The sequence below is a fragment of the Sinorhizobium terangae genome (genome assembly GCF_009601505.1).
Lineage (GTDB): Bacteria > Pseudomonadota > Alphaproteobacteria > Rhizobiales > Rhizobiaceae > Sinorhizobium > Sinorhizobium terangae.
The window spans coordinates 1-24,747 of the sequence record NZ_WITC01000097.1; the positions used below are offsets into that span (position 1 = coordinate 1).

The 24,747-nt window shown below is 57.4% G+C and carries 18 protein-coding genes and 4 pseudogenes; 12 read left to right on the plus strand and 10 right to left on the minus strand.

All coding sequences use genetic code 11. The annotated features are described in order from the left end of the window. Positions 1-316: hypothetical protein (locus GHK62_RS22655; RefSeq protein WP_234887004.1), on the plus strand; the 316-nt coding region annotated here is incomplete at its 5' end. Here GHK62_RS22655 and GHK62_RS22660 read toward each other — a convergent pair. Genes GHK62_RS22660 through GHK62_RS22675 form a run of 4 tightly spaced genes read right to left on the minus strand, consistent with a single transcriptional unit; the run spans position 305 to position 2,470 of the window. Next, entirely contained in the window at positions 305-1,462 is a 1,158-nt protein-coding gene (locus GHK62_RS22660; protein WP_153441326.1) for a tyrosine-type recombinase/integrase, read from the minus strand. The genes GHK62_RS22655 and GHK62_RS22660 overlap by 12 nt on opposite strands. Next, positions 1,459-1,797, minus strand: a complete 339-nt coding sequence (locus GHK62_RS22665) for a type II toxin-antitoxin system Phd/YefM family antitoxin (RefSeq protein WP_167528336.1) — start codon at positions 1,795-1,797, stop codon at positions 1,459-1,461. The genes GHK62_RS22660 and GHK62_RS22665 overlap by 4 nt, the downstream gene beginning before the upstream one ends. An 8-nt stretch (positions 1,798-1,805) precedes the next feature. After that, positions 1,806-2,183 carry a type II toxin-antitoxin system VapC family toxin gene (locus GHK62_RS22670; RefSeq protein WP_184108488.1) on the minus strand — a complete coding sequence of 126 codons (378 nt, stop codon included), beginning with the start codon at positions 2,181-2,183 and terminating at the stop codon, positions 1,806-1,808. After that, entirely contained in the window at positions 2,180-2,470 is a 291-nt protein-coding gene (locus GHK62_RS22675) for a type II toxin-antitoxin system Phd/YefM family antitoxin (protein WP_153441328.1), read from the minus strand. The genes GHK62_RS22670 and GHK62_RS22675 overlap by 4 nt, the downstream gene beginning before the upstream one ends. A gap of 926 nt (positions 2,471-3,396) precedes the next feature. On the opposite strand from GHK62_RS22675, the gene GHK62_RS22680 reads away from it, so the two are divergent. Next, positions 3,397-7,419, plus strand: coding sequence for a hypothetical protein (locus GHK62_RS22680; RefSeq protein ID WP_153441329.1), 4,023 nt, complete (start codon positions 3,397-3,399; stop codon positions 7,417-7,419). A gap of 206 nt (positions 7,420-7,625) precedes the next feature. Continuing rightward, a complete protein-coding gene (locus tag GHK62_RS22685) occupies positions 7,626-10,712 on the plus strand; it encodes a 5'-methylthioadenosine/S-adenosylhomocysteine nucleosidase family protein (protein ID WP_153441330.1) in 3,087 nt (1,028 codons plus the stop codon). A gap of 14 nt (positions 10,713-10,726) precedes the next feature. On the opposite strand, the pseudogene GHK62_RS22690 reads toward GHK62_RS22685, so the two are convergent. From GHK62_RS22690 to GHK62_RS22700, 3 genes and pseudogenes are all read right to left on the minus strand, one after another. Continuing rightward, a pseudogene (locus GHK62_RS22690) lies at positions 10,727-11,296 on the minus strand (transposase); the annotation flags it as partial. A gap of 135 nt (positions 11,297-11,431) precedes the next feature. Beyond that, entirely contained in the window at positions 11,432-12,373 is a 942-nt protein-coding gene (locus GHK62_RS22695; RefSeq protein ID WP_153441331.1) for a toll/interleukin-1 receptor domain-containing protein, read from the minus strand. 470 nt (positions 12,374-12,843) lie between these two features. Then, the gene (locus GHK62_RS22700; protein ID WP_167528337.1) at positions 12,844-13,614 is read right to left on the minus strand and encodes a hypothetical protein; all 771 of its coding nucleotides are present in this window, start codon (positions 13,612-13,614) and stop codon (positions 12,844-12,846) included. A 440-nt stretch (positions 13,615-14,054) separates the two neighbouring features. Here GHK62_RS22700 and GHK62_RS22705 point away from each other — a divergent pair, with 440 nt between their 5' ends. After that, the gene (locus GHK62_RS22705; RefSeq protein ID WP_234887010.1) at positions 14,055-16,415 is read left to right on the plus strand and encodes a toll/interleukin-1 receptor domain-containing protein; all 2,361 of its coding nucleotides are present in this window, start codon (positions 14,055-14,057) and stop codon (positions 16,413-16,415) included. A 21-nt stretch (positions 16,416-16,436) separates the two neighbouring features. On the opposite strand, the gene GHK62_RS22710 is transcribed toward GHK62_RS22705, so the two are convergent. Next, positions 16,437-18,002, minus strand: coding sequence for an autotransporter outer membrane beta-barrel domain-containing protein (locus GHK62_RS22710; protein ID WP_153441334.1), 1,566 nt, complete (start codon positions 18,000-18,002; stop codon positions 16,437-16,439). A gap of 562 nt (positions 18,003-18,564) precedes the next feature. On the opposite strand from GHK62_RS22710, the gene GHK62_RS22715 reads away from it, so the two are divergent. The 4 genes from GHK62_RS22715 to GHK62_RS22730 all read left to right on the plus strand — a co-directional run bounded on the left by GHK62_RS22715 (position 18,565) and on the right by GHK62_RS22730 (position 22,872). Next, the gene (locus GHK62_RS22715; protein ID WP_153441335.1) at positions 18,565-19,125 is read left to right on the plus strand and encodes a hypothetical protein; all 561 of its coding nucleotides are present in this window, start codon (positions 18,565-18,567) and stop codon (positions 19,123-19,125) included. 491 nt (positions 19,126-19,616) lie between these two features. Next, positions 19,617-20,237, plus strand: a complete 621-nt coding sequence (locus GHK62_RS22720; protein ID WP_153441336.1) for a glycoside hydrolase family 108 protein — start codon at positions 19,617-19,619, stop codon at positions 20,235-20,237. Between the two features lie 31 nt (positions 20,238-20,268). Further along, entirely contained in the window at positions 20,269-21,207 is a 939-nt protein-coding gene (locus GHK62_RS22725; protein ID WP_153441337.1) for a lipase family protein, read from the plus strand. Positions 21,208-21,237: 30 nt separating this feature from the next. After that, a complete protein-coding gene (locus tag GHK62_RS22730) occupies positions 21,238-22,872 on the plus strand; it encodes a S1 family peptidase (RefSeq protein WP_167528338.1) in 1,635 nt (544 codons plus the stop codon). Positions 22,873-23,062: 190 nt separating this feature from the next. Here GHK62_RS22730 and GHK62_RS22735 read toward each other — a convergent pair. Then, a pseudogene (locus GHK62_RS22735) lies at positions 23,063-23,188 on the minus strand (IS5 family transposase); the annotation flags it as partial. A gap of 80 nt (positions 23,189-23,268) precedes the next feature. Beyond that, positions 23,269-23,439, minus strand: a pseudogene (locus GHK62_RS22740) (transposase domain-containing protein); the annotation flags it as partial. Between the two features lie 122 nt (positions 23,440-23,561). On the opposite strand from GHK62_RS22740, the gene GHK62_RS22745 reads away from it, so the two are divergent. From GHK62_RS22745 to GHK62_RS22760, 4 genes and pseudogenes are all read left to right on the plus strand, one after another. Further along, a complete protein-coding gene (locus GHK62_RS22745) occupies positions 23,562-23,909 on the plus strand; it encodes a transposase (RefSeq protein ID WP_234887005.1) in 348 nt (115 codons plus the stop codon). Further along, positions 23,906-24,109 carry an IS66 family insertion sequence element accessory protein TnpB gene (tnpB, locus tag GHK62_RS22750; protein ID WP_153441339.1) on the plus strand — a complete coding sequence of 68 codons (204 nt, stop codon included), beginning with the start codon at positions 23,906-23,908 and terminating at the stop codon, positions 24,107-24,109. The genes GHK62_RS22745 and tnpB overlap by 4 nt, the downstream gene beginning before the upstream one ends. A gap of 103 nt (positions 24,110-24,212) precedes the next feature. Further along, the gene (locus GHK62_RS22755) at positions 24,213-24,446 is read left to right on the plus strand and encodes a hypothetical protein (RefSeq protein ID WP_153441340.1); all 234 of its coding nucleotides are present in this window, start codon (positions 24,213-24,215) and stop codon (positions 24,444-24,446) included. A 77-nt stretch (positions 24,447-24,523) separates the two neighbouring features. After that, a pseudogene (locus GHK62_RS22760) lies at positions 24,524-24,736 on the plus strand (adenylate cyclase); the annotation flags it as partial. Positions 24,737-24,747: the final 11 nt, after the last annotated feature.

The following is a 24,747-nucleotide window of genomic DNA, read 5'->3' on the forward strand; positions in this document are numbered from 1 at the left end:
ACAGTATTTTGCGGCCAAAGCCGAGCTGGAGAGCCTGAAAGGACAATTGGAGGCGGCACGACAGGCAGTCGGCGAGGCGATCGCCGTATTCTACGATCCCCGCCAGAACGCCGAGCACGCCGCCGACCTGCAACGCTCGCATCGCTTGAGGGGAGAGATGGCGTCGCTGATGCAGCGTGCTGAAGCCTGGGGCAGGGCAGCATCGGGTGCTGACCGGCACGATAGATCGGAGGCGGAAGCGGAACCGGAAGAATGGCAGCCGTTTGAGAGGCGAGCCGATGCACTCTTCGGTACGTCGTCACGGTTAGACGATTAGCCGGGCCGCTCGTCCATTCTTTCGTTCCGCGTTGTTGTAGTAGCTCGCCGCTTGGGTGACCGATTTGTGCAGTGACTGCTGCATCGCTTCCGGCAGGGAAACACCGCGGTTGGCCGCCTCGGTCAGATAGCCGGACCGAAGTCCATGGGCGGAAAATAGTGCCGGATCGAGGCCGGCCTGTTTGCAGCGACTTTTCAGGATCAGGTTGACCGACTGCGGCGTCAGCGCCCGACGATCGAGGTTGCCCCACTGGTCGATGCGCCGGAACACCGGCCCATCGTTGATCTGCGCTTCCGCCAGCCAATGCTTCAGGGCGCTCACTGGTCGACCGATCAGCAGCACGTGTTCGTCGTCATCATGCGTCATCGTTTCGGTGCGACCAAGGCGGATCGACAGGCAGGGGAGGGGAGGGGAGCTGAAATCCGATGGGTCCGTCTGAACAGGCTCCTCGTCGACGAGATCCCCGACGCGCAATCCCGCCACTTCGGAGCGGCGACGGCCGCCGGAGGCGAAGGCGGTCAGGAGCAGCGCCCGATCGCGCACGTCAACCAGTCGATCGGAGGCGCATGTTTCGAGGAGCTTTGCGAGCACTTCGCCAGTGACTGCCTTCCTGCTCTTGCGTTCCCGCGGCCGGGCGCTGGCGCGAACGGCAAGCCGCAGCGCCGACTTGAGCGATGGCGCGGCAAAAGCGCCGATCAGGCCGCGCCAGCGGGTGAGGATCGACCACGAGGTCAGCCGCCGCCGCACCGTGCCTGGGGCGTGCGGGCCGTCGGCCTTGAGCAGGTGTTCGGCGCGCAATCCGACCTCGACGTCGGCCGGCATGCCGTGCGCCGGATCCTCGGCGCGCTTGACCGGATCCCAGAGATGATGAGCGACGAATTTCAAGAGCAGCGATTCCGGCGCCGGCCAGGGGAGGGGAGAGCCGGTTGCAAGCTGGCACCAGGCCTCGAGGTAGCCGAGATCGGAGGCAAGGGCCCTCAATGTGTTGTCGCCCGTGCCTTCGGCTGCCAGATGTTTCAGGGTCGCGACATCGTCGTCGGTCAGCAGCGCGGCGAGCTGATCGCGCCGATCAAACGGCAGGATGGCGCCGAGCGCGTCGAGTTCCTCGGCGCGGCTGGGGATCGATGTCGATGGCACGACAGTCATCGCGGCAGCGCGTCTTCGTCAGAGAGATCATCGTGCGCCGACGTCATATCACGTTCCCATCCCGGCTTGCCTTCCGCAGCGAGCATCCACACCTGGTCGACCGAAGAGACTTTTCCACCCTCGAACAGTTTGCCGCCCGGGGCGGTCGGCCCTGTCTCAGGAAAAGTCCCTGCGAATTCGTCCGAGCGGGGATCATCCTTCGTCCCTGAGAAGGCGCTGAGCTGAGCTACAGGCCGTCCGCCCCGGCACACATAGATTACATCCCGCTGGGACGCCAGGTCGATCAGCTCTTCCAGCCGTTCTGCCGCCTCGTCGACCTCGATCAATATCTTCATCGGCTTGCCTACCAGACCCGCTCATGCAGCACCCCATCGAAAGCGCTGTCGAGCGAAACAAACGTGCAATGTTCCAGCCGCGTCTGGGCGGCTAGAAGGCGGTCCCATGGGTCGCGGTGATCCCAGTCGAAGCTTGCGGCCAGTTCGGCATGCAGATCGGTGATGGCAAGGGTCTGCAAACCGCTGGCCGTGACGGCGGCGCGCAACTCTTGTGGCTTGAGATCGAGCTTCTTCAGCCGCATCTTGTTGTCGAGCTCGTAGAAGGAGACGGCGCTGACAAGAATCGTGTTGGCCTTGTCCTCGATCATGGAGCGTGCCGTGACGGAGAGGCGATCGCTGCCGATCGTCCACCAGTAAACCGCGTGGCTGTCGAGCAGGACCTTCACTTGGAGGGTTCGCGGTCGTTGGATTTGCCCTGCCAGACGCCGACATCGTCGGTCCAGTCGCCGGCGTCGATCGCCGCCTGTTCGGCGTCGACCTCGTCGAACAGGTCGTCCGGCAGGCCACGCTGGCGTAAGAGGCCGAACGGGCGCTTGCCGCCGTCGGCCGGGCCGATGCGGGCATAGACTTCGTTGCCGCGCATGATGATGATTTCCTCGCCGTGGTTGGCGCGTTCGAGCACCTCGGCGAAATGCTTGCGGGCTTCGCTGATCTTGTAGGTGATCTGGGGCATCGCAACCTCCGGCAATTTGGCGCGTGAGGCAGCATAGCATTGCTCTACGGTGCGTACAACTGACATGTACATATCACTATCGATACTTGAAACCTATCGATAGTGACCGAAGGGAAAATGGGCGTCCGGATGACGGAAAAATGTTTGGAGGTAGCTTCTGTTTATGGAAATACGGGCGTTAATTCAGATGGTTAATTGATCGTGAATTCGCGTGGGGGTTCACCACAGCGCCACGGCGCACTCGGTCCCCGTTAACGGGTCAGGCCAGCCAGAATCGAGAAAACTGGGGACGCAAAGAAGAGGAGAGACGCACCGTATTCGCTGACAAGATTGCAAATCCGGAGAATCCACCCTTATCTGTCGATTGTACGAAATGGCGGGGCAAGCCCAAGGAGAAGCACGCGCGCTAACTAGCCGGTATCTATGAAGTTGCGGGTGTCGATAACACGCTCCTCGGCCCGACGATGATCGTGATGCATATATTCGAGGATTGGTTTCGGTCTCATGAGTCGCAAGTCTAGTCGGTTGCCGTCGTCGCGACATTCAGTGGCGAGCAAGATTCCACGTCAGACCGTTCGCAACGCCCTGCTCAAGCTGGCCGCAACGCACAAAGGTTTCGAAGGTCTAATCGACTCGCTGCTGGCCGCCGAAACTGGTGATGCCCTCCGCCTCATGGCGTCTGGCGATCAACATGGGCTCGACGCGGTAGGTTCAGCGGGGCGCGGTCCGAGACGAGCAATGCAAGCCAAACGGTACGGCGATACCGCTAAGCTCGACCAAACGTATCTGCTCGGTGAAATGGATCGTGCTCGCGCTGGTTCGGCGGCATAGACTGCTGGCTTCTTGCAACCACGCAGCCCCTGCGCGGCAAGGAAGCCGAAGCGCTAAAAGCTCATGCCGAGAACCTCGGTTGGGGTTTCGTTGCGTTGGATTGGTCCGAATTGCAGCCGGGGCTTCCCTGCCTTGCTCTGCTTTGCGCGTCGCCCATCGACCTGGCTAGTGGCTGGACCGAGCTCGCCGCGGTTCGCGGCGAGCTCGAGGCAATTGCCAGCGATCCGAATTTCGGTATGGCGCGGCGCAAATTGCAATGCCAGCTCTCAGCAGGTGACACGGGGTTTGTGGCGGTACAACGCATCAGCCGCACCCGCCTCGCAGCGATCTACACAGACCCGGCAACCGCTCGCACCCTTGCTGGGGCATCACCTACTTTTCTCGCATCGGCTCCGCCCGTTGGACGTCCGGAGCTGCTAGTATCGGGGCAAAACTGGTGGGCGAGCCCACAGCAGGTGCGGGTTCAGCTCGGCCTGGAGGGCATGGGAAAGACGTGGAGTGCTCTCGAGCTTATGCGCGACCTCTCCGCGAGTGATGGCGGACCGATCCCTGTCATCATAACTTCGAAGCGTGCTGAGCACGCACCCGATGGCCTCGCTGCTGTGCTCGATGGGTTGGTCGCCTTGGGCGAACACGCTGGGCTGCATCTGTCCGATCCGCGCGGCTTCTGGCAGCGCCGACTTCGGCTTTGGGCACATCCTGCGGCGGGGTCAGATCCAAAGTTGCTCATTCTCGTCGATGGCCTTGACGAACTCGATCCTTTCGATTGGGAAGGTTGGCTGGCGCCTTTGTTCGCCCTGGAATGGCGTAGTCTGTTCCGGTTGATCATTACTTGTCGCGATGACGACTGGGTGCGCCGCGTCAGAGCTGCCTCAGTGCTACCCCGGGACACTGCTCCGGTTTCCGTGGGGCGGTTCGGCACGGCGGAACGCGACGTATATCTGTCGGCCCGCGGCATCAATACGACGGTGGTTTCGGAGCAGGTTCTTGAGGCGGCACTCCATCCACGCACGGCCTTCCATCTAACGCGCCTCGCAGCGGAGATCGGCGATCTTAAGCGCATAACCCGCGAGCAACTGCTGCTTCGCGACTTTGCCAACCGGCACATGCTCAAGGGGGGCGAGCTTGATGGCGATGGCTTCATGGCGCTGGTGTCCGCGCAGGCGCAGGCGGCACAGGCGGCAGCGCTTGCACAGCAGGCTTACCGGGTGACCCAAGGTGCGATCGTCGAGCTGGCGGCAGAGATCAGCGGCTATGACCGCAATCGAATGCGTTCCGTGCTCGGCGATTTGATCGGAGCGAGCTGGTTCGAACGTGATTCGAGCAAGCCGCATCTCCTCACCTTCAAGGATACCGCCCTGCCAGATGCGGTTGGTTTCGCGCTAGCCGACAAGATTCGGGGGTTATCGGTGGCGGACGCCGTTGTCGAGATCGACCGGTTCCTTGAGCCATGGAATGCCGACGATCTGGTCGAAAAGGTTCTGAGGACCTGCGCGACTGCGCTGGTCGTCGACTCAGCGGTCGAGGACGCGCTATGCATGGCGGTGCTCGAGCGCTGGGAAGAAAAGCCATTCCATGGGGACGCCGGTCAGGATTTTTGGCGGCGTCTCCACATTTTCCGTCCCACGCTTTTTCTTGACCTATGTGGGCGGCATGGCAGCTTCGACGGGTCTTGGCTCCTCCCATGGGGCATTGCCTGTCTTTGGGATGATCATCCATCCGCGCGCGGCGAGGTCGAGCAGCACATCAGCCGGTGGCTATCCGTCGTTCCCTTGTCCGATGATCGCGATTCTGGCGACCGATCCTACAATCGCGTGGTTAACCGCGAGCGTCGCAAACAGCGCCGTCGCTTGCGAGCGTTGGAGAAAATCCAACCCGGACAGTGGGCGCCGCGCATTGGTGTGCCGACCAGCGACTGGCCCCAAGGTACTGTGCGCTTAGCCTCCCGGATTGTTGGTTTTCTACCGCGTCTCTCGTTCGTTCCCGCCATCGCGGCCTGGGCCGAAAACCATGCTGCCGCCGGCCATGGCGGGAATGAGCGCGAGATCCTCGCTCTGCTGCGTTACAATGAGCTCGATCATACCGAAACCCTGACTGCCGTCCGGACCGAGGCGCATCGGCTCCAAGCACTGGATACCGATCTCGGACGCACGGCCGCGGCCATGCTGCTGCGGTCAACGAGCGAACCCGATGACGCGGCGAGCGCCGAGACGCTGAAGGCCGGACCGACAAAGAGATTGCCTTCCTACCTGACGCGCGGCAGAGACCGCGGGAGCAACCGGATTTGTTTCGTCCTCGACCGAACGCCGCCGTCCGGCCAAGCTCTGCTTCGAGAGCTGTCTGCCTATGCCGCCGATCCGTGGTCCCACCTCGATCCAGCAGTCGCTGCGGCGCTAGAGGGTGCTGTTGCCAATCTGAATGCTAAAGATGTGCCCACACTGTTCGAATTCAACGGGCAGGCGCTCGCGACGGTGCTGCGCTGGCATCCCGAAAGGTTCGATGCCCTTTATCGGGCATATCTGCGCGCAAACCGAGCAGGCGCAAGAACGGATGGGAGTGGGAATCCTGATCAAGTGAATCGCGATCATGCGCTTCACGCCCTTCCATTTTTTGAGGAGAGCGAGCTCACGTCATTGGCTGACCGCCTCGCGGTGAGCGCAAACAGCAATCATGCCGGCCGTGACTTCACCGATGCGTTCCGGCTCGCACATAGGCCGCTTTCCGAGCAGGTCGCTCTGTTGATCGCTGCTCCGATGACTGAGTGGCCCCAAAACTACAAGCATTTGCTCAACGAGCCAGAAGGGAGTGAGATCGCAGATCTGATCACCGGCATTGATTTTAAACAGGCGCGTGACGATATCTGGCCGGACCTGACGCTTGCTGACACCCTTGTTCGTCGGTTTGGCGCGGGCTGTACTCCGATCGAGCGGGATTGGCGGATCGGGCTCGGTCACGGCGACGAGGACGTCCGCCGCCGGGTCATCAGTCTTGCTACCCACGTCGCCCCCGCTGCAGCCGCGCTCGAGTTGGTTGCATTGAGCGGGCCGGGAGCGCTGACTGTGTCGGGCCGGCTCCCGTTTGAGGAGTCGGCGCCGCTGCTAGCGCTGGACGACGAAACTCTGAGGCGTTTCTTGCCACGACTCCACCCCGAAGTGCTGATGCGGGCCTATCAGCGCCGGCCGAATCTGCGAACTGACATCTCCGGACCGCTGCGTGCCTGGATGGCGGACAAGCTGCTTGTCAAGCGCAGCTCCCGCGCGTTAGGCAACGCATTCATGCAGTATGTTGACCGCGACGAGGCATACGCCGAGTTTTGCCGCGTAGAGCATGCCGAGGCGGTGCGCCTGATCCGTAGCGCGTGGGGGGATAAGCACTTTCGAGACAATATTCTCTGGGAGCATGGCGGAGGGCCAGCTTGGGCGATGATCAAAGCCCTGGCGACATCAGAGATTCAGCTGGTAAAGGAGATCTGGCGCGGCAGCCTGGACGAGACCAGTTCCATATGGGTCGGCGATGTGGAGATCTTCCCTGCGACTCTCCCTGTCGGCGAGACCTTTGATGACCTGCGTGCCGAAATGCTTCACCGGGCACTTACTGACGAGAGGCTGTTTGTGGCGGTGATTTCACTTGAGCGCGCTGGCCATGGCGCATTTTTGCGCGACTGGGTGCGTGCGCGTCTCGATGGGGGGCGTGCCCTCGACCGGGCGCGGGCATTGGCTGTGGCCGGTTTTCTCGACGGCACGGATGAGGCGATCGCGCTGTGGGCCGAGATCGAGGCCAGCCCGGTACCGGCGGGATGGCTCGGCGACGTCCGGACCACCGCTCGCAAATGGTTCAATCGTGCACTTGCCGCACGCCATTGGTACCGCGAGATGAGCAGCGCCACCAGCGAGTTCAGCGCTTATCGCTGTTTCTGGCTGGCCAGCAGACATTTCGACGACCGCTACGAACTCTATTTCCGAGCCCCTGGACTTCGGGTTGACAGGAACAGCTGGCGCGCGCAATGGCTCGATTTTTTCGGCGATATGATCAAGAATTTTCGGAGCAATGCCGACAAAGATCTCAAGAAAAGCTTCGCGTTCGATAAGCGCGCCAACGATATCATTCATGGCGCGTGAAAGCGTAGCCAAACCGCGTAATTGGAATTTGCTGCGGGACTCTTAGGTAGAGAAGCTCGTATTGGGTGATACGCTTTCGGCGGGCAAGCGTCAGAATGATCAGTGCATAGCTACTCAATCGACCAGGTCATAGCTTGCAGCGGCCTGTGCCTGCGCGCTACGGTACCGAGACTTCCATTCTTCACCTTTCATGCACAGGTATCCGCGTGAACAAACCTTATATTGACATTGCTTTTATTATACCACTTCGAGAAGAATTTGATCGCCTAACTGCAACGTTCCCAATAAAAAGGGACTTTGTTGATGGACTGAACTTCTGGGCTGAGCTTGATCTAGGGGTCGAGGATTGTTCGGCAGTCGCCTTACTTCAGGACGCTATGGGGAAGGCAGCTGCGGTTCGAGCGACCAATGCTGTTCTTGCGAAGTACGAGGTGGGATTTTTTGCGGTCGTAGGGATCGCAGGCGGGCTCAGCAGTGACGTTGCGATCGGGGACGTGTGTTTCACCGGCCCTCTCCTTGACATTCTTGAAAATTCGAAGGTTTCCGATAGCTCAAAAGGAAAACTGAAGATTGAGTTTAACTCAATTCCTTTCAAGACGGACGCTCTACTTACCTTCGCCTTGAAGTATGTTTCGCTTGGTAGCGATACCAAAGGCGCTTTTGAAGAGTGGCAGCTTACGCAGCATTACGATGGGGCAAGGCTAGTGCCGGGCGAGTTCATCGGACGTAAAGATAAAAATGAGAAACTCGGCCTCCCGCAAATTCACGAAGGAAGTATAGTTTGCGGAGCCGTCTCCAAGAGCGAGGTATATAAGAGTAACATATCGGGCCTGGATAGAAAGCTTCTGGCGATCGAGACTGAAACAGGAGGCGTATTTTCTGCTGCAGATCCGCACAAGGTGCCCGTTGTAACGATCCGAGGGATATGCGACTACGCCGATAAAAACAAAAATAAGCTTGAGGAACAAACCAACGGACATTGCCGCGCAATCGCGGCATCCAACGCCGTTAGCTTTGTAAAACTGCAATTGTTCAATCCTCAGCTGAGAAAATTCTTGGAGCATCGACGTCAAGAGTTGTCGGGCGTTGCCGAGCTTGCACTGAGAAGGCAGGCGTTGGATGAGCTAGTTCCATCAGCACTGTCCTCGCTCAGGATAGACGTCCACTCACAACTTTCTCAGCTGTCCCCGGAATATAATGGAAAGCCTGCTGGCTATCGCCTGCCACTGCCGCGCGTGAAGCCGTCATCGGCAAACGCTTCAATAAGCCCCGCTGCGCGAGATTACAGCCCTCAAAGCATCCTCGAGGCCGTGACCAAACATCGGACACTCCTGATCACTATCCCCAAAACTTTTCCAGACAATAGTCTGCCCTGGATCGTTGCATATGAGCTTAGTCTAATTGAAATCAACGGCAAACAAGCCGTTCCGGTTATGATTTCGGGTGAGGCGCTGAAGCCACCAAACGGATCGCTCGCAAAACAGTGCGACCTCGACCTCGAGGCATTAAACGCACGCCATGATGCGAGGCCAATCTTTATTATTCAAGGATTCCCGGTTGAGGCCAGAAACCGCGTCGATTTTCTGCATGGACAGATGGAGGTATACAAGGAAGCGTCCTTTGTAATCATGAATAAGGAAGAGGGGACGACTGCCGATTCCACCGCGCTCGTATTCGCGACGTCGGCGGAGCGCTTTGACGTATGTGACATCTCCTTCGTAGAGCTTTCGTCGTTTTTCAAGAGAACTTTTCAGTTGGGAGATCAGGAGGCTGGGGTCATTGCGCTTCGCCTCCAGGAGATGTTCCGCAAATTCGAATTGAATGCGCATCCCAGCTACTTTGCAGGGCTTAGCGTTGAAATCCTGTCTTCACTGCTAAAAGCAAACCGCAGAGCCGAACTGTTGCAATTGGCTGTTGGGGGCTTTCTGAGCTTCGTAGTTGCCGGCGACGAGGACAGTGTTGTCCTGAGTCGAACAACAAGAGAATCGTTTCTGAGAAATCTTGTGTTCCGAATGGAGGTCCAGAAAGAACGCTTTGACCGTTCCGCCCTAATAAAGCTCGTTGAAGACTTCGCATTAGAGAAAGACTTTGAGATTGATAGCATTCTGTTTATTAAGGCGTTCCAAGATAAGGGTATAATTCATTTTACTGACGGGTCTGTGCAGATTTCCTTACCCTTTATGGCTTCGTACCTGCTTGCAGCGGAGCTGGCGTCGCGGCCAAGTGACGCGAAGACATACTTTGATGTGCAAAATGATGACTTCGATTATCCAGCGTTTGACGTATACTGCGAGGTCAACCTAAATAACGAAATCACTGATAGAATAATATCTACATTAAAAAAGGTAGCTGACGACGAAAAATCACACAAGCCGAATCAGCACATTCTGCTAACCAACGAAATTCGGCCTGTTTTAGTTGATCATCCGGAAAGGCACCGAAGCCTTCAGGAACAGCTCGAGAAGGCTTTTAGCGATGTAGTTAATAATCGTTCGAATAGCGCGGAAAAGCAGAGAATCTTGGACGTTGCGCAAAACGTCGAGGCGAGGGCGCGAGAGGCACAAGAAACAGCTCAATTGGCATACCGAGAGGAGACCAAGGCTGAAGAACGCAAGTTCAATGACCTTCTTCGCATCTGGAGCATTGCTATTGTCCTGTTAGGTTCCGGGTCAGAGCGCCTAAACCGTGAACCGAAGCGAGAACTTGCGCGTCTAATTGTTGAGCTCAGTAGCATTCTGTTGGAAAAGCTCCTTCGGGGATTCCCACGTGAGCAGTTTAAGGAATTGAAGGATAAACTCAAAAGCGATGATGTAATTCGGGCCGTTTTCGAACTTTCAGAGCAGGAGTCTGTAAGTGAAAAACAACGCGGCTACATTGAGCTGCTCGTCGACGCCTATGAATTTTCCGTTATGGGATATCCGATACGTGTGATTTTTGAACAGCTAGGCAATCTCGCCGGTCAGGCGGTACTTCGCGCGAGTGTCGCGAGCGTCGAATCCGACGATGCGATGGAAAACCTCATTGCGCGGATATGGGCGGCGGAAATTAACGCGGCGCAAGAGAAGTCTGCTTTGTTGCGAGCGTTGCATAATCTTCCTGTGGTCCCGTTCCTTCGGTATTCCCTATCAACATATTTTTTAACTCGCGTCTTTTGGAATCATTGGGACGTTGCTAACCGGTTGGCATTACTGGATGCCGCTGAGGAATCGCTTCGCCCGATAGCGGCCGGGATCGACAAGGGCAGAATGCAGCGAATCATTACCAGCAAGCGTGACGAGGAAGAGCAAGAATGACCCCCTGGTCGGGGAGCGCGGTGAACGGGCCGCTCATCGTTCTGCTCGAGCAGCAGCGAGCCGACCAGGCGGATGATGGCGTCGTCAATCGGGAAGATGCCGACAACTTCTGTGTACCGCTTGATCTCGCCGTTGAGGCGTTCGATTGGCTTGGCCCAATGCGGCTTGGCCCAATGTGGCTTGGGAAAGGTCCTGTAGGCGAGGACGTCGTTCTCGGCCTCGTCCATGATGGCGGAGAGCCTGGGCCCTTTCGGCCGGATCCGGTCGGCGATGTTGCGCCACTGCTGGCTAGCGGCTTCCGGCGTGCCTGCGCGAAGGCCGTGGCGATGAAGTGAACCCCGGCAGCGTTGCCAGATGGCGCTGAGCACTTGGAAACCGCTGCCTTGATCATGCGCATCGGAGACGACGAGCTTGACGCTGCGCAGGCCCCGCCGCGTCAGCTTGCGCAGGAATTCCGTCCAGATCGGCTCAGCGTCGGAGGTCCCGATCTCCGTGCCCAGCACCTCGCGGCGGCCGTCGGTGTGGTTGACGGCGACCGAGACGATGCGCCCACAGCGCCGAACCTTGAGAAAGGTGGCATCGAGCGCTTCTTCGCGGCACCGGGATTACCCCAGTTACACAGGGCTCTGCTGCATTCGTCATAGATGCAAAGGGCGTGTCGTCGTTCGCGTGGACGGCAATGAGCTGTGAAGGAGTTGATCTGCCCTGCTGACAAGAACCTACTTATCGTCCTTCTTCCCGATCACGGCAGCAACGAGCTGGCCAGCAACCGAAATGATTTGCGGATCAATCTCGGCTGCATTCAACGTCGAGAAGGTCGAGCCGCGATCAATGTTCCAGTTCGCGAAAGCTTCTCGAACCTCTTCAGGCGAAAGCCGCGAGCCATAGGCCTTTAGGTAGAACTGGCCGAAGTGGATGGCATGAATCCGATCTGCGGACTTTAGGGCCTCGCTCATGAAAGACCTGCCGAGCGAATAACCGTATTTCGCAAGGGCGCCGAGAAATCCGATGGCTACGATATTGGCGATTCCGGCAGCGATCATCCGCGCAGGGTCTAAGACCGTCTTAGGGTCCATTGCCCGCTGAAGCGCCTCGATGGTCAGCACCAAGCCAGCAAACAGCGACAGCGCTCCGCCGAGGTAGCACAGGTAGGCCACAAGCTTGTTGTTCTTGCCTTCTTTCTTCTGCGTCTCAATCGCATCGTCCACGAATTTGGACAGGTCTTGCTCGACCTCGCGCAGCCTTGTTTCCTGATGCTCGCGTCTGCTTTCAAAATTGGCAATGCTCAGGGCGATTTCGCCAGTCACTTCCCTTGCAGGACGACCACGACCCATCAGGGCCAGCCATTGGCGGAGGATGTCAGGAACCGGTATGTTATCGATGATGACGGGGATGAGAAGCTTGCGCCCACCGCCAGCCAGTGCCTTGGCGCGGCCAATCTCGTTCAGCACCCACGAGCTTTCCATGCTCTCCTGAGAAATTAGGAAGACGATGACATCGGCGTCATCAAGCGCCTGCTCGAGGATCTTGTTCCACTCGGAACCGGGAGACAGCAGCGTACCATCATAAAGGGGCTGATGGCCGAACTCGATCAGACCATGCGCGAGCTGGTCGGCATATTCTTTATTTCTGCTGGAATGGGAGATGAAGACCTTGGCCATGCGAAGTCCTGGAGCGGCTGGTATTTCCTTGACAATATTTTGCAGGTTTACCGCTCACAATCTCTGAATAAGCGCATGGCGAGTAATACACAATTTTGCAAGTGAAGCTTGAAGATCGGCAAACGAATTCTTTTTACGGGGCTGGCGGACGCGCCGGCGCATACGAACCTGCGATCTGTTCAATCTGTCTATACGCCGAAATCTGAACCTACGCTCGAACCTAAAAGCGCTCCTACGTCTCAATCGAACTGTTGCTGAAAGCCGACCTACGCTGAAAAGAACCTACGAAGCTACGCTGAAACGATCTCTAAAAAACGCGCTCACGGACCTGATTTGAAAACGAACCTACACTCTTACGAACAAACGACATGAAAGGTTCTGCTCCGGTCGGCCGGCTGGAGGTTCCTTCCCGAAATGCCTCACTGACTTAGCCCGCACTCATTTTTGAGAAAATGCAGCCCAAGAACCGGTTACGCTGCTAAAAATCGGCGCATATCTCCAACGCAGTGGGCCTCATTGCTCGACAACGAAAATGCATCGCAAGGCTGAAAACGGCGGCCGCCCTCATTGCGTTCAATCTCCCAGACCCATACCTGGTATTTTGGTTGGCCAGCGTCAGTATCGGAGACTGCAGCCGTGACGCTGTAGGGGTATGAGTAGGGTTGCTTTAGGAAAATGTCGCTTGGGAACGATCCGGTTGCGTACTTTTCAAAGTAGGGCCGCAGCTTCTGCAAATATTTTCCAGTCAGTTTTTCGACCGCAACACTAGCCCGATCGACGCGGTCAAAAAGCAACCCCTCGACTAGCCTGGCGTTTTGCCATTGATAACGAGCCGCTTCGAAAACTTCGGTCATTCGGTCTCGCTTGCCCGCCAACACAAAGTAGGCCTCAGCATTCTCGGCATGGGCGACCATTTCCAAACGGATCAAATCCCAGATGATCGCCTCAACTTTTACACCCGCGTCATTCAGCCACTTTGATTCAACCAACGCGCGGACTTTTGGATAGTGTTCAATCACGGCGAAATCTACAGATGGCTTCGCGCCCCGCCCTCCACGCACTGGGCCCAGAGTCGGATGTGGATGCTCTGCCGAAACGCCACACTTGAATCTGTACGATAGCACTTGGGAGATTGGCGTGCTGATATAGCGCTCATTAAACAATCCGCCTCGGCCGAGTGCATATTCGTACTGAAGCCAGGAACCGAGAGCTTGCGCGAGGACCTTTGTTGTGGTTGGCATTCTTTAACCTTGACTAACTGCTTGAATAAGTCGCGAGCAGACTAGTGCTGGTCGGTAACTGATATCCTGAAAATATTGGCTTAAAGGACACGATTAACAGAAGCTTGCCCGAGCGAAACGCTGCCCATTTACGCTCGAAGATTGATCGAGCTGTCACCAGTTTTGCTCTAGGTCTTCGAACTATTTCAGGCTTGTGGGCACTTTAGAAAAGGGGTCGTTGGTTCGAGTCCTTTCAAGGCGAGGGATGCAAAGTCCGCTTCCGGTGACAGCCGGGTAGGTTCTGTTGAATCCACCCGCTCGGAGCGGGCACGTTGTGACGATCACCGCCACGATCGAAGCGTGAATTTTCTCTCGCCTAGGTGGAGCGCAGGCTGGTATAGTGGCGTTATATTTGCGGCACGAGCACTGAGGGGCTGAACGTGCGTGCAGCGCTGTCCTTGATGGGGAAGAAATCTGCAGACGCAATCCCGGTCGGGGAGGGTGGCGAGGGATATAGATACAGGGCCTTCATCAGTTACTCCTCCAAGGATCGCTCGGCAGCAGAGAAGCTTCAAAGGTCATTGGAGTCATACAGGATACCTAAGCCACTCCGCAGGTCCGGGATCCATCGGAACGAAAGGGTCTCGCCGATCTTCCGAGATCGATCTGATCTAAAGGCCTCTGCAGACCTCGGGCAAACAATCCGGGAAGCACTGGAGAGCTCCGAGTACCTGATAGTGCTATGCAGTCCAGCAGCCGCCAACTCGCAGTGGGTGGACAGGGAGATTTCGTTTTTCAAGGAGCTTGGCCGATCGGGCAACATCATAGCGGTGATCGTGCGCGGTGTGCCTGCCGTTAACGATCCCGTCCGAGAGCCGCAGGGAGCTTTCCCAAAAGCCTTGGTCGGCCTACTCGGCGGCGATGGCTCGTTGACGGAACCTTTGGCCGCCGACATCCAGGAGCCGGCCGCGGACGGACGAGGCGGTGATGGTTTCAATCTGGCGAAGCTCAAAATTGTCGCGACGCTGCTTGGCGTTTCCCTTGCCGAACTCACGCAGAGACAGGCTGAGGTGGATCGACGTCAACGTCGCGTAGCTCAAGCCGTTGCCGTTGGAATGCTTGTGCTCGCCGTTGTCGCGGGTATAGGGGCATGGATCGCAGTGGAGCAAAGTAGGGCCGCCGAGCGACGCCTTCAGAACGCTGTCGAAAGTGCAGCTAGGCAGATAGGGGCCACAGTCCGATATAGAGATCGATACGGCGTGCCGTCAGACGTAATCCAGGAGCTGCTGAGATCTGCGGAGCTAGATTTCGGCAAGCTCATCTCGGACGATGACACTTCGCCAATGCTCGTGTTTCAACGCGCGCGACTCAATCTGGAATTCGCCGAGCTGTTTAATCTTGTTGGCGATGAGCAATCGCAACAGAAGGTTGCGCCCCTCATCGCGGAAACGACCACAGCCTTGGATCGGTTGGAGCAAAGGTCCCCGTCGGCTTTGGAATGGATCGGTCTGGCCTCGGCACCGGATCCAGCGGCGCTTGCGATGTTGCGATTGAAACTGTTCGACGTCGTCGGGCAGGAAAAAAACTATGCAGGGAGGTTCAATGAAGCAATCGCGTCGGCGGAATCGAGGATTGCCTTGTCGCAGGCATGGTTCGTCAAGACAGGTGGCCTGTCATGGCTTCGGGAATTGGCACAAGGACATTGCCGGCTGGGAGGATACAATTATCGATGGGGGAAGCTGGCGGCTTCCGCGGCTTCATACGAAAAATGCCTGGAGACAACCAGGTCGCTCATGCAAAAGAGGAACCAGCCACCAGATCGCGGAGATCTGATGGCTGCGCTTTCCTCTCTGGCGACGACACTCGTGGAGATGGACCGTCGTTCCGATGCACTGTCGCGACAGCAGGAAGCTGCGAACACTGCGAAGGCTTTAGTTTCCGCCGAACCTCAAAACACCGAGTACCAGCGAACTGAGCTGGTCACGTTGACGAGGCTCGGCGATATGGTTCTTTCGGTGGAAATGAATGTTGCCAGGTCCCTAAAGGACTATGAGCAGGCTTTATTCATCTCTAATATGCTCACAAGATCCGATTCCTCGCGGCTCGACTGGCAACGGGACCGCTCTCTCCTGCTGGAGCGACTGGCGAGCGCCCACCTCCGTTTAGCAGATAATGCGGATATCACGAGATCCTTGGAGAACTTGCGTCAAGCGGAGCAATACGCTCGGGATGCTTTCGAGATCGCCGAGCGAATTCTGAATAACGATCCTCTTAACCAGGAATGGTTAAGAGATAGGAGCGTGCTCGAGGAAAGGCGAGGTCAAATAGCTTTCGCGAGCTACAAGCGCGGTGGCGATACGAGAATATTGGAGGACTCTGCGCGGTGGTACGCCAAAGCGATCGCCGATCGCCGCGTTATTCTAAAAGCGGATGCGGAGCGCTCGTTCTACAAACTCGACTTGGCTGTTGTGTTGATTCAATTCGGCGAGGTTGCGGTGGAAAGGCGCGAGAGCGATAGCGCGGAACGTTCACTGCGAGAAGCGTTGTTGCTTTTGGAGGAGCTGACGAGCGGCAATGAAGCGCAGCCAATATGGTTGCGTGAGACTGCTAAGGTCCATTCTGCGCTTGCGAACCTCTTTCAACAAAGGGGAGATATAGTGAGCGCCCAGGCGGAAATTCAGCGCGCTATAGCGCTAATACACGATTTGCGTGGAAAATTCCCGGACATTGTTCAGTATCGACGGGACGAAGAATACCTAGTGGGCAAACAAAGCGAACTCGCGAAACTCGCGCCGGAAGTCCCGGAGTGGCCGCAGCCGTAGGCAAAACGCGCGCTGTGCTTTTCAGAAAGATATCCGCAATCCTCCCGTAACCCCGTAATTGTCTACAAGTTCATTCGCTAGGATCGCCCGCCCATCGATGTAAGCCACTCCCCCATTAAATACTTCGGCTATGACGCCGGTTCGTAGCTCGAAGAAATCACGGTCCGGTGGATTTGTCTTAAAAGTAAACCTAAAAGGGTCAGGTCGACCGTCCTCGACAAAAGTCGCCCTGATTGTGCGCTGATCATTCGCGAACTCATGGATGTAGTCCAACTGTGCGAACGGAACGACTGTCATAGTATTAAACGTGAACGGCCTCGACACCGCTACGCCGATGCGCGTCTGTACGGACGAGATGTCTTGGTCCTCATAGTTTAGGCTAGCACCCGTGATTGGATAACCCAAGGTGCCTGGCTCCTCTGTTTCAGAATAGCTATCGACCTTCTTCCATTTGGCGCTAAAGGAAAGCCGGGGTCCGACAATTATACTGTTGTAATCCCAATCGTATCCGGCGTTGATGTCTGCGGATAATCCCAAAATATCCGGATTGCCGCGAATTATACCGGCTGTTTGATCAATCGGAAATGGAACAAAAACGTCTTCTGCTATCGTCTCAAAATCCAAGTCGAACTTACAGAGGCTGTTCCGATACTTTAAGCGCGTCTTGCTTACACCTAGCTCGGTGTTGATGAAGCCATCTTGCAGAAACATGGTTTGATAGAATACAGATCCCCCGAACTCGTTGGTATCTATTGTGCCTTCGTGGGGAACGCCGCAGATATTCTCAAAGTTACCACTAAATACTTGCCCACCGATTGCATTACCTGTGCCCAAGATAGTAATCGTCTCGGGTCGCGGGGATGTGCCATTCCCATCCGAATACAGCCCCTTGAATCCCGCCACACTGTCAACCGAGACGTTCCAAAAGGCTCCGGCTTCCGCGGTAAAAATATCGATTTTCTTTCCTGGTTCAAATTTAGAGTTGGATTGGCGATAGTTTTGATACTCAATCTGTCCAAAGATGCTAAAACCGTCGAATGGTACAAATCCACTTGCGCTAAGTGCATCATCACTATCGCTGATAAGACTAAAAGCTGAGTCTCCCGATGACGTGATGCTTCCTTGGTAAAAGTAGTTGGAAATAACGGTGTTCCTACTGTCGCTGTCGTTGCATTCTGGATCTTCTGCCGGATCACATGGTTCGGATCGGCGGCGCGTGGTGTCGAATTGCGATACGGTTCTGGTTGACTGCAATGACGACAGGCTTCCCCCGACGACGGAGCCGCCAGATAGATTGGTGTTATCTGTGTTCGGATGGCAGTGACGCGAAAGATTCGGGCCGATTAAACCCGTGCTCGGAGGAAGACCGCTTACGTTACCCGGTAATATTGTGAGGGCGGGATTGGGGCCATTCGGAGTACTTGTCACAAACCCACAAAATCTGTCGCCCGCTCCAAGGAGAAAATTTAGCGCTTCGCTGTACGTCTCGAAGTTGTGTCTAACTTGAGTGGGAGCAATTTGAGCATACGCCCCGCCGGTATACAGCAGACAGCAGCAAGTTGCTGCAATGACCAGTTTTATTCGCATCACGTCCCCCTCGACGCGTTGACGTTCCCGTAATCTGGTTCGCGGGAAGAAAAGAGTGCTCCGATGGTGCGGCTCACGCTCTCAATGGCCCGATGATCACATCTTTTTGAAGGAAGACAATAGTTATCCCACCGCTCCTCTAGATTGCAGCCGAAGGATGCAGAAAAACAACAGTCGCTAATCTGATGGGAGCGTGCCGCGAGTCCGCCACTCCAATCCGATAGCTGCGCTGGTTGCCGACGGAACCTCTTGCAGCGTAGGTAGTGCCGAAGCTCAAGCTATAGCTGAAATCCATGCGCAAAAGGTGCAAGATGGACTTGGTGGACGGAATAGACGACCTTTTGGCAGTGAGGAAGCGGGTCCCTGCGAAGAAGGTACTTGGCTCAAATTGCGATAGCTTCATTTCAGGTGTGGCGTACGGACGGACCCGCGAAGCGCACAGCGTCCGCGCTCGAGAGACTCGATTGCTAGAGCGGCGCACGTAGAAACTCGTTATCACTCGTGCACAGTGCGGCGTTTGAGGTATTCTGTCGCAGATGGAGATCCCTTAATCGGAGCGGCGATGGCGGTTTCTATTCTTTTCACCGGCCACATGATCGATAAGCCAGGCCGCCCGAACGCGCGTTTTCCATCTGAGCTGGAGGCGGCGGCTGCAGCACGCATTGCTACAGCAATTGTACCGTATGCAACCATAGACAAGGCAGCCTCTGTTATTGGGTTTGCAAGCTGCGCCCGGGGTGGGGACATACTGTTTCACGAACAATGCAGGGCCGTTAGAATCCCGACGTCCATCGTGCTACCGTACTCTCCAGAGCTTTTTGTCCAGACGTCGGTGAAAGGGATTCCCGGGAGCGATTGGGAGCAACGCTTCTGGCATCTGTGGACCACGACATCCGAGGCGCAGCGTGAAACCATGAACCTGCCTCGGTCTGACGAAGCATACAGCATCTGTAACGTCCACCTCCTTGAGCGCGCTCAGGAGCATGGCGCAGTTCATTTGATCGCTTTATGGGACGGCCAACGCGGCGATGGGCCCGGCGGGACGGCCGATCTCGTGGACCGCGTAGGTCTTTCGGATAAGCCGGACATATTCACGCCGGCGGGTCTAGCGGCGGACCAGTAGCACCTGCGACACGGAGACAGGGGTGTGTCCTGATCCGGACTTCGGTCGCTACGAACCTCGTAGTGATCCCTGGGGCATTGGCAGAAAATCTCCCGCCCAGAAATTGATGTTCGCCCAATCCGCCGCCCGCCCATCATTGGCGAGCTTAGATATACTGTGTTACGGTTAGATTATTTGACTTGTGAATTTCAGGAAGTCAGTGACGTCACAGCAAGTAAGCGCAGCCAAGAGCAACGCTTTGCCTGGGGGATGGCGATGTCATCGGAAACGCTGGCCCAGAAGCTGAAGGCGGCTGGAGCCAAGCCGGCGCTGGAGCAAAGGCGCTAGCCGGGCGGTACTGCGCAGCTGAGACGCCTTTGTGAACTCTGAGCGACTAGAGCGCGTGGCAGTGCGGCAGGGACCGAGGTTGGTGAGATCAATAGCGGAGCTACCGGGGCGGCTGCCAATTCTTCGTCGGCGCGTTCCGGCTTTGGACTTCGAGGAGGGTGTGCATGGCGAGGGAAAGTCTGCCAGATTCGATGCGCTTTATTATGAAGTGGGAGGGCGGCTTCGTTGACGATCCCGATGACCGCGGCGGTCGCACGAATAAAGGGATCACGCAGGAGGTCTATAATTCTTGGCGGAGCCGCATTGGTCAGCCTTCGCGCGACGTCAAGCAGATCGACGATGAGGAGGTCCAGGCCATCTACGATGGCAACTACTGGACTCCCGCGGGATGTGATCTGCTGAGGCGTAGGCTCGACTTGGCGCAGTTCGACACAGCGGTGAACATGGGAACCGGCCGCGCGATTCGGATTCTTCAAGCGGCTGTTGGCACGCGGATTGATGGGCAGTTCGGACCCACGACGAAGCGCGCCTGCGATGCCTGTGATCTCGGTACGACGCTGATTCATTACACTCAAATACGGGAAGGTCTATACCGGAGATTTGCTCAGGCGCCAGGGCAATCTAAGTTCCTAAGGGGTTGGATGAACCGGTTGAACGATCTTCGCCGCGAGATCGGGTTACCAGGTTTCGAACGGATTCGGCAGGAATCAGACTTCGGGGATATGCCCTACATCGCTCGCATTCCCGATTTGCCGGAAGGCGCGCCATTGGAACGCTGGGATTAGCGAAGGGGACCCAAGGGAGGAGAGGGGACGCATGGCACATGTCACAATGATCCATGGCATCGGTCAGAAGCCCGAGGAGGCCGCGCTCCTGGCGGTCTGGCGACGCGCGTTGGCGGGTGGTCCACAAGAGACTCGGATCGATTTAGGCGCGAAGGGCGTAAGCAGCTCCATGGTCTACTGGGCCGATGTGCTCTATCCGGCACCCGATCCGAATGTCGCGGCTCATGAAAGTACAGATGAGCTGGAGACGTTGAAGAGCGACGTCGGCCACATTGGGCACGCGATAACAGTGAATGGGGCGGCAGACCCCGAGTGGCTCGCGAGACTGGCAGGACGGCTCCTTCTTGAGGATCCGGCATTGGACGAGCCGGAATATTCGGTTGGTTCCGCATCACGTGTGGAGGAGCGCTTTCCTCTCCCTTGGGCGCTCAAGCAACGCTTCCTTGCTGCTTTTCTGCGCGACGTGCACCACTACCTTTTCAACGTCTCCTGGACGCCCCGAGCGGGTGAGACCTACCAGGTTCAACACGAGATTCGGCGGCGATTCGTTGAGAAGATCGCGGCTGGCGCCGAAAGGGGGCGACCTCACGTGGTCGTCAGCCATAGCATGGGTACGGTGATCGCTTATGACTGCCTAATGCGGGTACCGGCGTGCCCTACCATCGACGCGCTGGTGACACTCGGCAGTCCGCTCGGCATCGACGAGGTACAGGACAAGCTCACGCCAGAATGGACGCGGTCGGATGGGTTCCCCGCCCAAAAAATTGAAGGCGACTGGGTAAACATCTTTGATCGCCTCGATGTCGTGGCGGCGCTCGATCCGGAGCTGGCTAACGATTTCCGTCGCGGGGGACTTGATGTGATCAGGGACATCCATGAGCCTAATAACGGTCTGTGGCGTCACAACCTGAGAAAGTATTTCGAGGGGCAACTGTTCAGGACAGAGCTCCGGAGACTGCTGAAACTGTAGGGAACGTCGATGAACTGCTCGGCAGAGGCGATGAAGGTTCTCGTGGCGGCCGCGAGCCTTGAGGAAAATCAGGTTGAGACAGCATGCAGCGACTGGGTCGAGTGCCTGAGGGACGGGGGCGAGGTTCCGAATCCAGAGATCGCTCGACAGGTACTGGACGGACTGCGAAGGCACCGGCACATGGGCGCGCTAAAGCGGCTGGCCGACAATCTATTGCGCCTCGGATCTCGAGAGGACGTTGTCTATCGTCACTACAGCCAGGCCCTGATCGAGAGCGGCGAACTCATTGCAGCAATCGCGATGCTTCAAGGTTTGGTCAGGAGAGCCACCCCTGGGGCGAGCGAGTGGAATGAAGCTCAGGGGCTGCTCGGTCGCGCCTACAAACAGATTTACATTGACGCCTGCGGCTCCAAGTTGGGAATGGCAGAGGATGCGTTGGAAGCTGCAATTGCTGCCTATCGTCAGGTATTTGACCGTGACCCAACGCAGATCTGGCACGGGGTGAATCTGGTCGCCTTGTTGGCGCGGGCTGAACGCGACGGTGTTAAGATTTCAGACTTTCCGCGAAAAGACACCCTTATTGAGGGATTGCGTCGTGAAGTCGAGCAGCTCTGGTCGGCAGGCACACTTGAGGCGTGGGACTATGCGTCCGCCGCTGAACTGTCGCTGGCGCGTGGTGATCTGGCCGGAGTGCAGCGCTGGCTAAAGGAGTACCTTAGTGCGGCCGATGTCGACGCTTTCAAGATCGCCGGGACCCTGCGCCAGTTCACCGAAGTGTGGAGACTTCGCGCGGATGAGGGCGAAGCGGGGGCTGTGATAGCTGTTCTCAGAGCGGCATTGCTCCGAACCAGGTCCGGCACACTCAGCCTCACGCCACAGCAGGTCCAACGCACTGCCGAAGCGGACATGGTGTCCTTCGAAAAGATTCTCGGAAATACGGGAGTTCAGACGTACTGGTGGATGCGAGCGGCGATGAACCGGGCACGTTCGGTTGCGCTGATCCGTCAGCCTGATGGGCGAGGCGTCGGGACCGGATTTCTGGTCCGCGGTCGCGACCTCCACGAACCGCTCGGCGACGAACTCTTCCTGCTCACCAATGCTCATGTGGTAAGCGATTCCCCAGAACAGAGGGGAGCGCTTCGAAGCGACAAGGCATCCGTAGCCTTCGAGGCAACGGCCGACTCGGACCGGACCCCGCGGCGACATCTGGTGCGTGAGATTGCATGGAACTCGCCACCTGAACTCCTGGACGCCAGTCTGCTGCGCTTTGTGGAACCGCCAGTCGGGATAGAGCCGTGTCCCGTGTCGGATTCGCTTCCGGTGACAGATGAGGATCAGCGGGTTTACGTGATCGGCCATCCACTTGGGGGCGACCTCAGCTTCTCGCTTCAGGATAATCGACTGCTGGACCACGAAGGTCCGACCAGCGGCAAGCCGACAATCGCCGGGCGGGTTCTCTTGCATTACCGAGCTCCTACCGAACCGGGAAGTTCCGGCAGTCCGGTATTCTCAGCTGATTGGGACGTGATCGGTCTCCACCACGCGGGAGCGGACTTCATGCCAAAGTTGAACGGGAAGCAGGGAACCTACGCAGCCAACGAAGGAATATGGATTCGTTCGATCAAAGAGGCGATTGCGCGCAGCTTCATTGGTGGAAGTCACTGAGCCGACGGACGGAACGCTGATTGACTGTATTAGGTCGGCGATAGCCCCGAATGCGAGCGCTAATCGATAATCACGGACGTTGTTGCGTCACGAAATAGACGTCGGTGACGAGACGTTCTCGTTTTGTGCCAAAAGGATCGCATAATGTATCAACGGGAACCGCGTTGCTCCACGCCGGCATCATGAGCGACTAGGTTCTGTTGACAAAGTACGGGAGCCAGATTTTTGCTGCAGCTAAGGCGAGGAACGCTGCGTATGAGGTTCTCGTCTTGTCATAGCGCGTAGCGATCCGGCGAAACTGCTTGATCCTGTTGAACAGAGTAAGCGTGGCGTGATGACCGCGGGGATGCGTTCGGTCTGGGGCCGGATAGTGTCCACTATGGATTTAAGTGGGCACTATGATTGGGCGGACCAGTTCCAAGGAAGGAGTTCGTCGATCCTGTTTACGGGATGATCGGCGATGCGATTGATGATGTCGGCGAGGTAGGCGTGCGGGTTGATGCCGCCCATTTTGCAGGTCTCGACGATGGTGTAGATGACGGCGGCACGCTCACCGCCGGCGTCTGAGCGTAAGCGGCAAGCAGACCCCGTCTGGCGGAGGGGGTGAGCGGTCGGATATTGGTAGCGGACACAATGAACTGCTGTGAGCTTCTATGTCTGCGCCTAGTTCTGGAACTAGAACCTTCCATATGATCGAAGCTGTTGCCGACCGCCTTGAGGGTGCGCCGCGGCAGCTTCGCCGGCGCTGGTCGGATGAGTTCAAGGCACGGGCGGTGGCGGAGGCATTGGAGTCAGGCGCGAGCGTCTCGGCGATCGCGCATCGGCTCGGCATTCACCCGTCGCAGCTCTTTGGCTGGCGTCGTGCGGTCTTAGATGCTCGAAAGGTTTCCACGGAACCGGCGCGTCGCGAGGTAGTCGCGGCGTATGCTGGCGAAGCGGTGATCGAGGTTGTCATCGGCGAGGTGATCGTGCGTGCTCGCGCTGACGTCAGTGAGGCGCACTTGCAGCGGGTGATCCGGGCGGTGCGTTCGGCATGATCCCCTCCGGCGTGAAGGTGTTCCTCGCCAGTCATCCGGTCGATTTCCGCAAGGGCCCGGACAGCTTGCTGTCGCTGGTGCGTGACGCCGGCAGTGATCCGTTCAACGGTGCGCTTTACGTCTTCCGGGCCAAACGAGCGGATAGAGTGAAGATCGTCTGGTGGGACGGCTCCGGCGTCTGCCTTTATGCCAAGCGCTAAAGCCATCTTTTTACGAATCCATCACACGCGGCCTCACACCCTTTTGACGGGGACGGAGGATCGTTGCGGACGACGCCGCACGTCGAGGTTGGAGGGTAGTGCAATGAGTTTCATCCGTAAAGGCGAAGAGGAGATGCGCAAGGGAGCCGAGAGGCCCTGGTGGTGGACGCGCCTGCATGATCTATGGATTGCTGCCCTCAATCCGGTTGTCCTATGGCACCGACAGAGCGAGCATCTTCTGCGGGATATCGGCAAGACCGCTGCCGATGCCGAGTGGGAGGCGTATCGGAGAAGCTTTGGCTTGTTTCGCCGATTTCGTTTTCCGGATCGCGAATAGGCGTGTTTTTGGCAAGCGGCCCTGACCGGGCGTTCGTCCGACGTGTGAACGGCACCCCTGTGCCCGGTCACCGCGGCGCTCCGCGGGCGGCGGTGCGTGTGCGTATAAACGCCCAGTTGATCGATGCGATTGGAGGGGACCACCTTTGGGCCGAACGGTTCGACCGTGGCTTGGAGGACATCTTCGCCGTTCAGGATGAGGTGACGGGCAAGATAGTCGAAGCGTTGGTCGGCAGATTGACGGCCGCGCCGGTGCGCAACAGACTCACGAACCTGACTTCTGCCGATCTGCGAACCAGCTT